Raw genomic sequence first — 13906 nt, 5'->3', positions numbered from 1 at the left:
GGTCCCAGTCTACTGAGAATGGAACAGCCGGAGGCGCAGTATGTCCTGGAGCGTGCCGTCGTCCAGGCCCGCCGCGCGGCCTTCGGCGATGTAACGGTCGACGGCGGCGATGAGGTCAGGGGGCACGGAGCCGCCCGTCGGGCGGACGGAGTCGGGCACGCCGACGACGACTGTCCCGTTGCGCCGCCGTGTTTCAATCAGGCCGGCCTGCTCGAGTTCCTTGTAGGCGCGTGCCACCGTCCCCGCTGCGATGCCCAGGTCCGCCGCCAGGCTGCGGACGGTGGGCAGGCGGGTTCCGGCCGCCAGCGAGCCGATGGCGATCAACGAGGAGATCTGGGTGCGGATCTGGTCATAGGGCGGCACGGCCGACCGCAGGTCGACTGCGATCCCGGCCGTCATGTGACGTGGTCCCTGCGGGGCAGGGGAGCGGGCCGGGAACGGGAGCCTGCGAAGGTCCGCACCGGTATCACGGCTGTGGCGACCGCCGCGCAGGCCAGGATCGTGCCCGCGAGGGAAGCGGGCCACCACGGGATGGACGGCAGGAATGCCACGCCGAAGACAGCGGCCCACGCCTGGCTGTTCATCAGCAGGACCATCGCTGCCTGCGCCATGAACATGGCCGAGAGCGTTCGCGCCATCCGGTGGAGGGTGATGGCACGCAGCGCTGCGTCGAGCCCGGGCGGAGCAGCGGGGATGCCTCGCCGCAGGCGCGTTGCCAGCAAAGCCGGGAGCGCCAGCAGCACCCCGGCGGTACTGAGGAGCGCAGCTGGGATCCACCCTCCGTCCCGGCCAAGCAGGGTGTTCCCGGCGGCTGAGACCACGAGGGTTGTGACGAGGACGAGCAGCGCCAGGATCAGTGTGGTGAGAAGGGCCGCGCCCACCGGCTGCCGGGGCCATGTCCGCGGTTCATCCGGGCTCGTGTAGTTGCGCTGCAGCAACAGCTCGCCGGCGGCGAGGACCACAAGGACCAGCCCCGCAACTAGTGTTATGAAAACCGCCGGCCCGGACGGCCCCGCTGCGATGATGGCCGGGACCAGGAACGCTCCCGCAAGCACCGGCAGGGCTGCGGCGACGCCGAGTCCGGCGCCGACCGAGACCACAAGTTTGGATGCCGGGTGCGGTCCGGCGCCGAAGTGCCCGGGCTTCGCGTTCCGGAGGCCGGCGGCCGTTGCGGTTCCCGTTAGTTTCGGCGGCGCCCAGAGCAGCATGGCAAGCAGGACCGCCATGCCCGCAAAGGCCGCGAAATTAGTCCACGACGTGCTGCCCGCAGCCGGGTCCGGGCGGGCCACATAGTTACCGGCGATGACGGCCAGGCCCGACGCCATCGTGGAGACCGTGCGGAGCAATCTGTTCATGGCGATGGTTCGCAGGATCGAATTGTCGTGGTCCGTCAGCTGCTCGAGCTGCCGTCTGCGGCAGATCAGCAGCAGCACCAGCCAGGTGCACGCAGCCAGGGCAACCAGCGCGGCACCCAGCCAGCCGGCCAGTTCAGAACCGGGGATGCGCCCGTCGCCGCCGATGGTCCGGTAGCCCTGCGGGTCCTCCCGGACCGAGCCGTACGCAATTGCTGCGAAGCCCGGGAGCGTAGCGGTCCATGCGGTGAATCCGGCTGCGCCCGTGAAAATGGCCAATGTTGTCCAGGCCAGCGGACGCGGAAGGAAGTCGCGGATTTTCCGGACCTGGAGGCTGGCCTTGCGGCGGGGTCCCCGGGGGCGCGGATAGCTGAGCTGGCCCAGTGCGTGGACTCCGATAGTTCCGAGGATGGGCCATGCCAGGGCCGGGATAATGGTGTCCGGGGTGACCAGGAAAGGGCCGATCGCGGGGCTGGTGGTTCTGCCCGACGGAATGATGCCGATATTCATGGCCCCCTGGAGGGAGCTAGTCATCCATCCGATGACGCCCACCCAGAGCGCGTGCTGCGAAACAGTTTCGGGCGAGGCGCCCATCCGGGGTTCCCATACCACCCACCTCAGGATGAGGTAGATAACGACGGCGGCGGCCAGCGGTCCCAGCAGAAGAGTCGTAGGCAGTTCGAATTGGACCGGCATAATCCCCCCAGATTTTGCATCAATGTACTGAGTATTTGATACAAAGAGGTCCGGGTCAAGCCGGTTCGTGGCCCGGCACGCCGGGCCGGGCAGGCCGGCCGCTTTTAGTCGTCGAAGGGCCTGAACTGTTCAACAGCCACAATCTTGTGGTTGTTGCCGCGGGCTACATGGCACACGATGATCTCTCCGGGCGCCAGGTAGGGGTCGGAGGATGGAAGCAGGGCGCGCAGCCGGCCGTTCATGTGCTCCCCGAGCTGCTTGATGACGGTAGGCAGGGCGGGCCGATGGGTGCACAGGGCGATTGCGCGCTGCTTATCGAAGAGTGCTTCCACAACGGCTGCAGTCTTCTTCGGGCTCCGGGCATGGCGGTGCTCCGTCAGGGCGTCGTGCAGTTTCACCTTGGCGTCGGCGGACTTGGCGTACGGGGCAATCGTGGCCACGCAGCGTTGCCACGGGCTCGAGTGAACGCGAAGCGGCTTCCACACGTGAAGCAACCGTCGGACAGCCTGGGCCTGCCGCAATCCGGTAGCCGCAAGCGGACGGTCCCCTTCCGCCTTGGTCCAGGAGGAGCGCGGCTTGGCCTTTGCGTGGCGCACCACCAGCAGCGGCCACGTGTCCAGCTCCTTGCGGGCGTGGGCTGCCACCAGGTGCTCAAGCGGCGCAATATCACCGGGGTTGCTCAGCAGGGAGGCGGCTTTTTCCGGTGAACACCACATCACGCTGTCCACTTCCTTGCCGTCCGGACGCAGCGTGGCACCGTCCACGTCCACGGCCCAGTAATGGACTACCTTGAGGCCAGCGGACACGTGGTAGTGGATCGGAGGGAGGGGAATGCCCAGGGTGGCCTTGAGTCCGATCTCCTCCTCGATCTCACGGACGGCGCACTCCGGAATGGTCTCGCCGGAGTCGATCTTTCCTTTGGGCCACGACCAGTCGTCATAGCTTGGACGGTGTATCAGCAGGACTTCGAGCTTGTCCTTGCTGACGCGCCACGGCAGGGCGCCGGCAGCGGTGACCGCTACAGGTTCCCCGGGATGGTCTGTCTGGTCCGCAATAAGCGAGTCGTTCGCCGAGTCGTTAGTGACGTCGCTTTTCGCATCCGTTTTCGGGGCCAGGGTCCTACCGCCTAATCGTCGGGCGCTGGCGGGAACGCGAGGCAAGCAGCCATGACTGGACGTCCTCCAGCGGCTTGCCGTCGTCACCGATGTGGTGCCTGGTCCATTCACCCTGGCTGTCCAGGTGCCAGCTGGACGTTCCCGGGTCCATGTAGCGGCGGAGCATGTCCAGCACGTAGGACGTGTCGTCGCCGCTGGTCAGCTGGACCAGTGCTTCCACCCGCCGGTCAAGGTTGCGGTGCATCATGTCGGCGGAGCCGATGTAGACCACAGGGTCCCCGCCGTTGGCGAAGGCAAACACCCGCGAGTGCTCCAGGAAGCGTCCCAGCACGGAACGCACTGTGATGTTTTCGCTGAGCCCGGGGATGCCGGGACGCAGCGAACAGATGCCGCGGACTATCACGTCAACATTCACGCCGGCCTGCGATGCACGGTAGAGAGAATCGATGATTGCCTCGTCCACCATGGAGTTGACCTTGATCTGGACCCTGGCCGAAATGCCCGCCTTGGCGTTGCGGATTTCCTTCTCAATGCGGTCAATGAGCCCCGACCGCACCGAGCGGGGCGCCACCAGAAGCCGCTTGAAAGTGGATTTGGGAGCGTAGCCCGAGAGCTGGTTGAAGAGCCTGGAAAGGTCCTCGCCCACCTGCTCATTGGCCGTCAGCAGCCCGAGGTCCTCGTAATAGCGGGCGGTGCGCGGGTGGTAGTTGCCCGTGCCGATGTGGCAGTAGCGCCGCAGGCCGTCCACTTCCTGGCGGACCACGAGGGAGAGCTTGCAGTGGGTCTTCAGGCCCACGATGCCGTACACAACATGCACGCCGGCCTGTTCCAGTTTCCGTGCCCAGGAGATGTTGGCCTGTTCATCGAACCGGGCCTTGATCTCCACCAGGGCCAGCACCTGCTTGCCTGCCTCTGCCGCGTCAATGAGGGCATCGACGATAGGGGAGTCGCCCGAGGTGCGGTACAGCGTCTGCTTGATGGCCTGCACCTTGGGGTCCGCCGCAGCCTGCTCCAGGAAGGCCTGGACGGACGTGGAGAACGAATCGTACGGGTGGTGCAGCAGGATGTCCCGCCGGCGCATGGCCGCGAACACGTTGGCTGCCTTCGACGTCTCCGATTCGTTCAGGTACCTCGAGGTGTGCGGGACATGCTTCGGGTAGTGCAGGTCCGCACGGTCGATCGCGGCAATGACGGACAGGCCGCGGAGGTCCAACGGCGCTGGTACGGAGTAGACCTCGGACTCTTCCACGCCCAGTTCGCGGATCAGCAGCGCCCGGATGTTCGGGTTGATGTCGTTGGTGACTTCGAGCCGCACCGGCGGGCCGAACCGGCGGCGCAGCAGTTCCTTTTCGAGCGCCTGCAGCAGGTTCTCGGCGTCGTCCTCTTCCACCTCAACGTCCTCGTTGCGCGTGACGCGGAACGTGTGGTGCTCCAGAACCTCCATGCCGGCGAACAGCTGGTCCAGGTGGACGGCGATGACTTCTTCCAGGGCGATGAACCGGGCCACCCGTCCCGGGACCGATCCGGCGCGCGGGCCATCGATGGAAATGAGGCGGGGCAGCTGGTCCGGAACCTTGACGCGGGCGAACAGTTCCTTGTCGCTCACAGGGTTGCGGACCACCACGGCCAGGTTAAGCGACAGCCCCGAAATGTAGGGGAACGGGTGGGCGGGATCCACCGCCAGCGGGGTCAGGATGGGGAAGACCTTTTCCGCGAACATCGCGCTGAGCTGGTCCTTGGCCTGGTCGTCAAGCTCGTCCCAGTGCATGAGGTGGATGTGTTCATACGCCAGGGCCGGCCGGATCTGCTCGGCATAGACCCGGGCGTGGCGCTGCGCAAGGCGGTGGGCAGCTTCGCCGATCTGGTCCAGAACCTGCATGGGGCTCAGGCCTGCCGGCGAGGGAACGGCCAGACCGGTGGCGATCCGGCGCTTCAGCCCGGCCACTCGGACCATGAAGAACTCGTCCAGGTTGGAGGCAAAGATGGAGAGGAAGCTGACACGCTCCAGCAGGTGGAGATTGGGGTCCTCGGCAAGTTCCAGCACCCGGGAGTTAAAAGCCAGCCAGCTCAATTCACGGTCCAGGAACCGGTCCGGGCTGATGTCTCCCTCGGGCTCAAGATTTGGCGCGAACTCGGGAATGTCGATCCGGTCCTGCGTGGCACGGGAAGCCGGGACCTCGGAGGACCCGAAGCGGGCGCGCACCGGAAGCACCTTGGCCTCAGACGTGGCGATTCCGGCTGATTCCGGTTGCATGGTCACTCCTTTTGCTGGCGCGGTTTACCTTCAACCTTACAAGCATTCGATTCGCGGGATACTCAGATTTCCTGAACCGCGGCGCATGCGTCTGCCGATTGGATTAACCGCCGTTTTTGGGTCCGTACATCACGTCCGCATCCCACCGCGTAAAGCCGAGTCGGCGGTACAGCGAAACGGCTGGCGTATTGTCCGCATCCGTGTAGAGCACGACCGCGTGAAGGCCCTTGTCCTGCAGGTACTTGATGCCGGCCACGGTGAGGGCCTTACCCAGTCCCATGCCCTGGGCTTCGGGGGTCACACCCACCACGTAGACCTCACCGATGGCGGGATGGCCGCCGTGGCCCGGGTGCACCTTGGTCCAGTGGAAGCCGAGGATCCGCCCCGACGGGTCGACCGCGAGGAGGAAGCCGGCGGGATCGAACCAGTCCTCGGCCATCCGGGCGGCCAGATCCTGCCGCGTCATATTCCCTTGCTCCGGATGGTGGCTGAAGGCGGCCTTGTTGGCTGCCAGCCACGCCTCCTCGTCCTGCCCGGGGATGAAGGCCCGCAGGCTCACGTTGTCCGGGAGGGCGGCGTCGGGCAGTTCAGCGTCAGATGCTGTGAGCCGCATCTTCCACAACTCCCGGATGGGGGCGTAACCGTACTTGGCCGCAAGGTCCGCTGCTGCCTCATGGTTCCCGTGGGACCACGCCTTGAGCCCGTCGAAACCCCGTGATGCCTTGAGCGTGGCAACCAGCCTGTCTGCCACGCCCTGGTTCCGGTAGCTCGGATGCACCGCCAGTTCCAGCACACCTGTGCCGTCCGCTTCCTCCACCACCACCGCGAAGCCGGCGAGGTCCTGTGCGGTGGCGGGATCCGATTCCTCATCGGGCGCATAGAGCGCCAGGCTCAGGAGCGAATGGGTTCCCGACTCGCCGGCGCGGAGGGTCACGAAAGTCTGCTCGGACAGGGGAGGGTTTCCGTCCGACTCTTCGGCGGCCGCGGCGAGGGCTGTGAAATCCCTGAGCAGTTCATCGTCCACTCCGCCCTTGACGACGAGCACGGGCCAGTTCTCGGGATGCGCAGGACTCATGGTGTACAGGCTATACGGCCCGTCCGGCTGACGGCGGGATTCGGGTCGATTTGATGCGGCCGGATCCGGCACGTATAGTCATTACCTGTTCCGGCTTCCTGAAGCGGGAACTGAGGGGGATCCACCACTGGGGTGGCCTCGATACGTTCGACCCGTATGTCCTCCACTGCAGGCCCAGAAGCCTAAGAAGAAGCCCCGGACCGTTGGTCCGGGGCTTCTTCTTTTCGCTAAGTTTGCGGGAGTGGTTGAGCCTTAGCCTTCTGCGGCGGCTGCGAAAGGCTATGCCTCCGTCAGCTCCTCTTCGGGCTGCCGCACGAGGGTCAGGCGGTAGCCGACATTGCGCACCGTGCTGATCAGGTTTTCGTGGTCGGCGCCGAGCTTGGCCCGCAGCCGCCGGACGTGGACGTCCACCGTGCGGGTGCCGCCGTAGTAGTCATAGCCCCACACCTCTGTGAGGAGCTGCTGCCGGGTAAACACCCGGCCCGGGTGCTGCGCCAGGTACTTCAGGAGTTCGAATTCCTTGAACGTCAGGTTCAGGGGGGCTCCGTTGACCCTGGCCGTGTAGCTTGCTTCGTCGATGACGACGCCGGCGGCGCGGATCTCGGTGGGAAGATCCTCTTTCTCCGGCACGGCGCGCGCGACAGAGAGTCGAATGCGGGCTTCGACTTCAGCCGGACCCGCGGAGTCCAGCAGGATGTCATCCACGGCCCAGGCCGAGGACACGGCTGCCATGCCGCCTTCGGTGAGGATCAGCATCAACGGTGCACTGAGCCCCGTGGCCTTGAGCAGCTGCGTGAGGGACCGCGCACCGACCAGGTCCTTGCGGGCATCCAGCAGGACGACGTCGCAGGGGTCCGTTTCCAGCAGGGCAGTGGGCTCGGCCGGGAGGATATGCACGCGGTGGTTGAGCAATTCCAAGGCAGGCAAAATGTCCACCGATGATCCGGTGCTGTTCGTCAGTAGCAGGATGTGCGACATTGTTCCTCCAAGGGGCTGTCCGCGCATCATCGGGCGTCTGAACCGGGCTTTCACCGGCCGGTACTGGCTGCCCGCGTCGGTCGTGGCCGGCCGAAAATCCGGCCGGGCCCGCATCCTCCGAAGGAAGCGTAGCTGAGCTTTGAGTATACCCAATTGGCCCTTAACAGACACGGATCAGTTCTGTTTCAGTTCGCGTTTTGCGACATAAGCAGGTCACATAAGGCAGGATTGGACGGAGCGAAGAAGATGTCAGCAGAGAGTGAGCGCGGGTAAACAGTGAAGCCGTGGACCATCGGAACCATCGGGCTGGCCGGGCTTGCTGTCTTTATCGGCGGGGCTTACACCTCCCCTGAAGTGCTGCTCGGTGTCGCCATACTCGTCGCCCTGGCCGTCGGTGTCGGCTGGCCCCACTTCCTGGACATCCCCGCCAAGAAGACCCTCGCAGCAATCATCGGACTGCCCGGAGCGGGCTCGGCCGTGGCAGCCACCTACGTCCCGGCGCCCGGCTTCCTCGACTGGACCCCGGCGTTCATTGCGGCAGGCGTGATGGCTGTTTTCCTGATGCAGCTGCTTCGCGGCACGGGCCAGGCGCAGCGCCTGGAATCCACGCTGGGATCGAGCGCAGGTGTGCTGCTGTCCTGTCTTGGTGCAGGGTGGATTGCGGCTTCAAGGTTCAACGGCGTCAAGGAAATGCTCCTCGTGGCCGGTATCAGTGCCGCCTTTGCCCTGCTGGCCGGACTCATCCGCTGGCCGGACCGGATCGTAGCGCCGCTGGGCATCGTGCTGGCAGGCCTCAGTGCTCCGTTGGCAGGGTTGATCTTCTCAAACATCGCCGTAATACCTGCCGCCGTGGTGGGCGTTACGGTGGGCGCAGTTCTCGTGAGCCTGCGCAGACTGGTTATACTCCGCGGGGACCGGATTAACTTTCCAGCCGCGCTCGGTATGGGCCTGGCACCCGTGGCAGCAGTGGGTTCGCTCGCTTACTTCATAGACAAACTACTCATCTACTAACGCGTTAGGATGGCATCATGTCCGTACTTGCATTTGAGATTTTCTTCCTTGTCCTGCTTGGCATTGCCAGCCTTTCCATGGCATGGTTCGCTGGTTTCGTGGTTTACCGCCTCTTCAAGGGCCAGAAGTAATACCAGTCCAGAGCTAGTTGTCTGCGGAGGTAGTTACTGTGCCGATTGAAATTCCTACAGACCTCACGCCCGAGCTCGTCCCGTTGTCCTGGCTCATTGGTGAGTGGGAGGGCAGCGGACGCCTGGGCGCCGGCGAGGAAGATTCCGAGCATTTCTCCCAGCATGTGTCCTTCACGCACAACGGCCTGCCGTACCTCCAGTACCGCGCCGAGAGCTGGCTGACCGACGATGAAGGCACCAGGCTGCGGCCGCTGACGGTGGAGACCGGCTTCTGGGCGTTGGAGCGGAAGCAGCGGGAGGAAGACGGCGGACCGGGGCTGATCCCGGCCGACATCGTCCCGGTGCTGAAAAGCGCCGACGAAGTCGAAGCGTTGCGCAACAGCGACGGCGGCTTCGACATCTCCGTTTCCATCTCACACCCCGGCGGCATCTCCGAGCTGTACTACGGCCAGATCAAGGGCCCCCAGATCCAGCTCAGCACCGACATGGTCATGCGAGGAAGCCACTCCAAGGAGTACACGGCGGCAACCCGGATTTTCGGCCTGGTGGACGGAAAGCTTCTCTGGCGGTGGGACGTGGCCACCGGGGCGGGCTCCACTCAGGGCGGCGGCCTGGAAGCCCACGCTTCGGCCATCCTCAGCAAGATTTCCTAGGCCGGCGGGACTCTGACACCCCGGCCGGCAGGTCTCACTGATTGTTGTTTTTCGCAACGAACGCAGGGAGCAAGACCGTGAACAGCCAGCATCCGGACCCGGGTACGCCAGATCAGGGGACCAAAGCAAACTACGGCGATCTCAAGGCCGTATTCTTCAACGGCACACTCAAGAAATCTCCGGAGACCAGCAACACGGAAGGCCTGATCGAGGTCAGCCGCCTGATCATGGAGAAGCAGGGCGTCGCCACCCGGGTGATCCGGACCGTGGACCACGACATTGCCAGCGGCGTGTATCCGGACATGCGCGAGCACGGCTGGGCAACCGACGAGTGGCCCGAACTCTACCCTGCTGTCCAGGAAGCGGACATCGTAGTGGTGGCCGGCCCCATCTGGCTGGGCGACAATTCCTCCCAGACCAAAAAACTGATCGAACGCCTGTACGCGCACTCCGGGCAATTGAACGACAAAGGCCAGTGGGCCTTCTACCCCAAAGTGGGCGGCTGCCTCATTACCGGCAACGAGGACGGCATTAAGCACTGCTCGATGAACGTCCTTTACAGCCTCCAGCACATCGGCTTCACTATTCCGCCGCAGGCGGACGCCGGCTGGATCGGACCGGTGGGACCGGGTCCGAGCTACCTCGACGAAGGGTCCGGGGGGCCGGAGAGCGACTTTACCAACCGCAACACCACGTTCATGACGTGGAACCTGCTGCACGTGGCACGAATCCTGAAGGACGCCGGCGGGATCCCCGCCTACGGCAACCTGCCGGAGGAATGGAAAGCCGGCACACGGTTCGACTTTGAGAATCCGGAATACCGCTAGCTCGTTAGGACTTCTACTACATATGACTATCAAGAGCCCCCTGTTGTCGCGCCCGGGCGCCGTCGAGGCCGGCGGTGCGGACTCCGGCGTCGCATCGCATTATGGTGAACCGCTGCGGGAGCAGCGGGCGCTGGCAGCCGGCACCGCCGTCGTCGACCTTTCCCACCGCGGCGTGGTCACCGTCTCCGGTCCGGACCGCCTGAACTGGCTCAACACCCTGTCGTCCCAGCAGGTCACCAACCTTGCGCCGGGGGAGTCCAGCGAACTGCTGCTGCTCAGCGTCCAGGGCCGCATTGAGTTTGACGCGCGGGTGATTGACGACGGCGGGACCACCTGGCTGATCGTGGAGGCCGCCGAAGCGGCACCGCTGGCGGAGTGGCTGAACCGGATGAAGTTCATGCTCCGCGTCGAAATTGCGGATGTTTCCGACGACTGGGCCGTCCTCGGGTCCACGCGGCGGGTTGAGGAGTGGTCCGGCCTGAAAGTGTGGGAAGACCCCTGGCCGCATGTGGGAGCCGGTGGCTACGCCTACTCGGTCGTCGCGGAGGAATCACACCCGGGCATGGAGCGGCCATGGTTTGAATACCTGGTGCCGGCTGCGGAACTCGAAGCCACCGTGGGTGACCGCCCGCTGGCCGGGGTTTGGGCCGCCGAAGCGCTGCGCATCGCCGCCTGGCGTCCCCGTCTTGGCGCGGAAACGGATGACAAGACTATTCCGCATGAGCTTGACCTCCTGCGCACCGCCGTCCACCTGGCCAAAGGGTGCTACAAGGGCCAGGAGACGGTCGCCCGTGTGCACAACCTGGGCCATCCGCCGCGCCGGCTGGTCTTCCTCCAGCTGGACGGCTCGCAGCACACCCTCCCGGCCGTGGGCAGCGAAGTACGCCTGGGGGAGCGCAAAGTGGGGACGGTGACCTCCGTGGTGCAGCACTACGAGATGGGTCCGATCGCGCTGGCGGTCATAAAGCGTTCGGTCTCTCCGGATGAAATACTGACGGTCGTAGACGGCGACGAACCCTACACGGCCGCGCAGGAAGTCATTGTGGCTCCCGACGCCGGTCAAGTGGTGGGCCGCCAGACCGGATTCCTGAAGGGAACACACCGATGACTGACAATGCGATGCCTGACAACCCGGGAGACACCACAGGCCCCGACGAAGAAACGCTGGCCCTTGCGCACGCCCTCTTTGACGCGGCACGTCAGGGCGACGCTGCGCTCCTGGGCAGCTACCTCGATGCAGGCGCGCCGGCCAACATGGCCAACGCCTCCGGCGACTCCCTGTTGATGCTGGCTGCATACCACGGCCACGCCCCGGCGGTGCAGCTGCTCCTGCAGCATGGTGCCGATGCCAACGCCATCAACGACCGCGGTCAGACGCCGCTCGCCGGCGCGGCCTTCAAGGGCTACACAGACGTCGCCGAGGCGCTCCTGGGAGCAGGCGCCGATCCGGATGCCGGAACGCCGTCCGCACGCGCAGCGGCAGAGATGTTTGCAAGGACCGATATCCAGGCCCTGCTCGGCTGACCCCGGCCGGCAAACCGGACGGCCGGGAGCCCGCGGGTCCTAGGATGCGCGGGCTTTCTTGCGCCCTAATATTCCATGTGGAATAGTTGGAGCCGAATATTAGCCTAGGTGTCGTCGAAAAGTGGGGAGTGAGGCAGGGGAGTGGCCGGAACAATGCCCCGATCGGCCCCGCTGACGCCGCTCGGCATCTCTGCCCTGTCGCTCCTCGTTGAAGAACCGATGCACCCGTACGAGATGTACCAGCTCCTGATGGCCAGGCACGAAGACCGCCTGGTCAAGGTGCGCCCGGGAACGCTCTATCACGCCGTCGGCAGGCTCGAAGAGCGGGGCCTGGTGGAGGCTGCCGGAACGGACCGGGAGGGCAACCGGCCGGAACGGACCACCTACCGGATCACGCCCGCCGGCCGCGAGGCCCTGACGGCCCGCCTGCAGGACATGCTCGCCGAGCCGGTCAACGAATATCCGTCGTTCCCGCTGGCCGTGGCCGAGGCCTACAACTTGCCCGCCGGCGTCGTCCTGGACCTCCTGGACCGACGGCTGGTCCTGCTGCAGGAACAACTGGAGTTTCTGCAGACAGCCGAATCGGCCGTCCGGACGAAGGACGTTGCACGCAAGTACTGGATTGACCTCCAGTACCAACAGACCATGCTGCGGTCCGAGATGGGCTGGATACGCAGCCTGCAGGACCAGCTCCGCTCCGGGGAACTCCCCTGGTAGCAGACCACACCACAACCACACCTGAAGGATTCACATGGAACACGTAGCTAGGCCGTGGCCGGCCCTCTGGTCCCTGGTGATCGGTTTCTTTATGATCCTGATCGACACCACCATCGTCTCGGTGGCCAACCCCCGGATCATGGAAGGCCTGAACGCTGACATCAATTCCGTCATCTGGGTGACCAGCGCCTACCTGCTGGCCTACGCCGTGCCGCTGCTGATCACCGGCCGGCTGGGCGACCGGTTCGGGCCCAAGAGGCTTTACCTCACGGGCCTGGTGGTGTTCACCCTGGCGTCCCTGTGGTGCGGGTTGTCAGGGGATGTCCAGACCCTCATCCTGGCCCGCGTGGTCCAAGGCTTTGGTGCCGCAATTATGACGCCCCAGACCATGGCGGTGATCACCCGGATCTTCCCGCCGGACAGGCGCGGCGCTGCCATGGGGATCTGGGGTGCCACAGCGGGTGTCGCCACGCTGGTGGGGCCGATCCTGGGCGGCGTCCTGGTGGACGGCCTGGGCTGGGAGTGGATCTTCTTCATCAATGTGCCAGTGGGAATCGTCGGGTTCATCCTGGCACAGCGCTTCGTCCCTACACTGAGCACCCACCCGCACAAGTTCGACATCCCCGGCGTGCTGCTCAGCGCCGTCGGGCTCTTCCTGCTGGTGTTCGGCATCCAGGAAGGCGAGACGTACAACTGGGGCACCATCACCGGCCCCGTTACGGTGTGGAGCCTGATCATCGCCGGGCTTGTGGTCCTGGTGGGTTTTGTGCTGTGGCAGCGGTTCAACAAGGGCGAGCCGCTTCTCCCGCTTTCACTGTTCAAGGACCGAAACTTCTCGCTGGCCAATATAGGTATCACCACCGTGGGCTTCACGGTGACGGCATTCAGCCTCCCGCTGATCTTCTACTACCAGGTGGTCCGGGGCCTGACACCTACGCAGTCGGCCCTGATGATGGTGCCGATGGCACTGATATCGGGTGGGCTGGCGCCGGTTGTCGGACGGATTATTGACCGGGTCAATCCGAAGTACATCACCGCGGCCGGCCTGGTCCTGATGTCCGTGGCGCTGTTCTGGAATTCTTCCCTGATGCATCCCGACACACCCATCTGGCTGTTCCTGCTGCCCAGTGCCGTGCTGGGGTTCGCCAACGCGGGCATCTGGGCGCCGCTGAGCTCCACAGCCACCCGGAACCTGCCGCCGCGCCAGGCAGGCGCCGGCTCGGGCGTCTACAACACCACCCGACAGATCGGCGCGGTGCTGGGCAGCGCGGCCATTGCGGTATTGATCCAGGCGCGCCTCGCGGCGGAGCTTCCGGCGGCACCGGACGGTTCCGGCGAGGCCAGCCCCATGGCATTCGGCGGCACACTGCCCGAGGCGCTGCATGAAGGGTTCTCGACGGCGATGGGCCAGTCCATCCTGCTGCCGGCGGCGGTGATCCTGCTTGGCGCGGCCGTGGCGCTGTTCTTCGCCAAACCCAAGGCGGTTCAGAACTGGGGTGGGTCCGGTGCCCCCGCGCCGGCGGAAGGCTCAGCGTCAACCGAAGCCGAATCAGCGCAGACCAAGTCCGCCTAA

General features: G+C 65.2%; 13 protein-coding genes. 7 read left to right on the top strand and 6 right to left on the bottom strand.

What is annotated here, in order from left to right; all coding sequences use genetic code 11:
• Positions 1–9: 9 nt before the first annotated feature.
• From ARTH_RS15325 to ARTH_RS15300, 6 genes are all read right to left on the bottom strand, one after another.
• Positions 10–399 carry a GntR family transcriptional regulator gene (locus ARTH_RS15325; protein ID WP_011692848.1) on the bottom strand — a complete coding sequence of 130 codons (390 nt, stop codon included), beginning with the start codon at positions 397–399 and terminating at the stop codon, positions 10–12.
• A complete protein-coding gene (locus ARTH_RS15320) occupies positions 396–2048 on the bottom strand; it encodes a hypothetical protein (protein ID WP_011692847.1) in 1653 nt (550 codons plus the stop codon). The genes ARTH_RS15325 and ARTH_RS15320 overlap by 4 nt, the downstream gene beginning before the upstream one ends.
• A 104-nt stretch (positions 2049–2152) precedes the next feature.
• Entirely contained in the window at positions 2153–3103 is a 951-nt protein-coding gene (locus ARTH_RS15315) for an NUDIX hydrolase (protein WP_043430898.1), read from the bottom strand.
• Positions 3104–3167: 64 nt separating this feature from the next.
• On the bottom strand, positions 3168–5417 hold the full coding sequence (locus ARTH_RS15310) for an RNA degradosome polyphosphate kinase (protein WP_011692845.1): 2250 nt from the start codon (positions 5415–5417) through the stop codon (positions 3168–3170).
• A 103-nt stretch (positions 5418–5520) separates the two neighbouring features.
• Positions 5521–6492 (bottom strand): mycothiol synthase, encoded by a 972-nt coding sequence (gene mshD, locus ARTH_RS15305; protein WP_011692844.1) that lies wholly within the window; start codon positions 6490–6492, stop codon positions 5521–5523.
• A 279-nt stretch (positions 6493–6771) separates the two neighbouring features.
• Complete coding sequence (locus tag ARTH_RS15300) at positions 6772–7470, bottom strand: winged helix-turn-helix transcriptional regulator (RefSeq protein ID WP_011692843.1); 699 nt, start codon at positions 7468–7470, stop codon at positions 6772–6774.
• Positions 7471–7746: 276 nt separating this feature from the next.
• Here ARTH_RS15300 and ARTH_RS15295 point away from each other — a divergent pair, with 276 nt between their 5' ends.
• From ARTH_RS15295 to ARTH_RS15265, 7 genes are all read left to right on the top strand, one after another.
• Positions 7747–8481, top strand: a complete 735-nt coding sequence (locus ARTH_RS15295) for a hypothetical protein (RefSeq protein ID WP_011692842.1) — start codon at positions 7747–7749, stop codon at positions 8479–8481.
• Positions 8482–8650: 169 nt separating this feature from the next.
• Positions 8651–9265, top strand: a complete 615-nt coding sequence (locus ARTH_RS15290) for an FABP family protein (RefSeq protein ID WP_011692841.1) — start codon at positions 8651–8653, stop codon at positions 9263–9265.
• A 77-nt stretch (positions 9266–9342) separates the two neighbouring features.
• Positions 9343–10092 (top strand): flavodoxin family protein, encoded by a 750-nt coding sequence (locus ARTH_RS15285; protein WP_011692840.1) that lies wholly within the window; start codon positions 9343–9345, stop codon positions 10090–10092.
• A gap of 22 nt (positions 10093–10114) precedes the next feature.
• Positions 10115–11200, top strand: coding sequence for a CAF17-like 4Fe-4S cluster assembly/insertion protein YgfZ (gene ygfZ, locus ARTH_RS15280; protein ID WP_011692839.1), 1086 nt, complete (start codon positions 10115–10117; stop codon positions 11198–11200).
• The gene (locus ARTH_RS15275) at positions 11197–11616 is read left to right on the top strand and encodes an ankyrin repeat domain-containing protein (RefSeq protein WP_011692838.1); all 420 of its coding nucleotides are present in this window, start codon (positions 11197–11199) and stop codon (positions 11614–11616) included. Before ygfZ ends, ARTH_RS15275 begins: the two co-directional genes overlap by 4 nt.
• A 153-nt stretch (positions 11617–11769) precedes the next feature.
• Positions 11770–12333, top strand: a complete 564-nt coding sequence (locus ARTH_RS15270; RefSeq protein WP_011692837.1) for a PadR family transcriptional regulator — start codon at positions 11770–11772, stop codon at positions 12331–12333.
• Positions 12334–12367: 34 nt separating this feature from the next.
• Entirely contained in the window at positions 12368–13906 is a 1539-nt protein-coding gene (locus ARTH_RS15265; RefSeq protein WP_011692836.1) for a DHA2 family efflux MFS transporter permease subunit, read from the top strand.

It is taken from the genome of Arthrobacter sp. FB24, assembly GCF_000196235.1.
In the GTDB taxonomy this organism is placed as follows: Bacteria; Actinomycetota; Actinomycetes; order Actinomycetales; family Micrococcaceae; genus Arthrobacter.
Note: the sequence above shows the minus strand (reverse complement) of the source record. Positions and strands in the feature narration are given on the sequence as shown.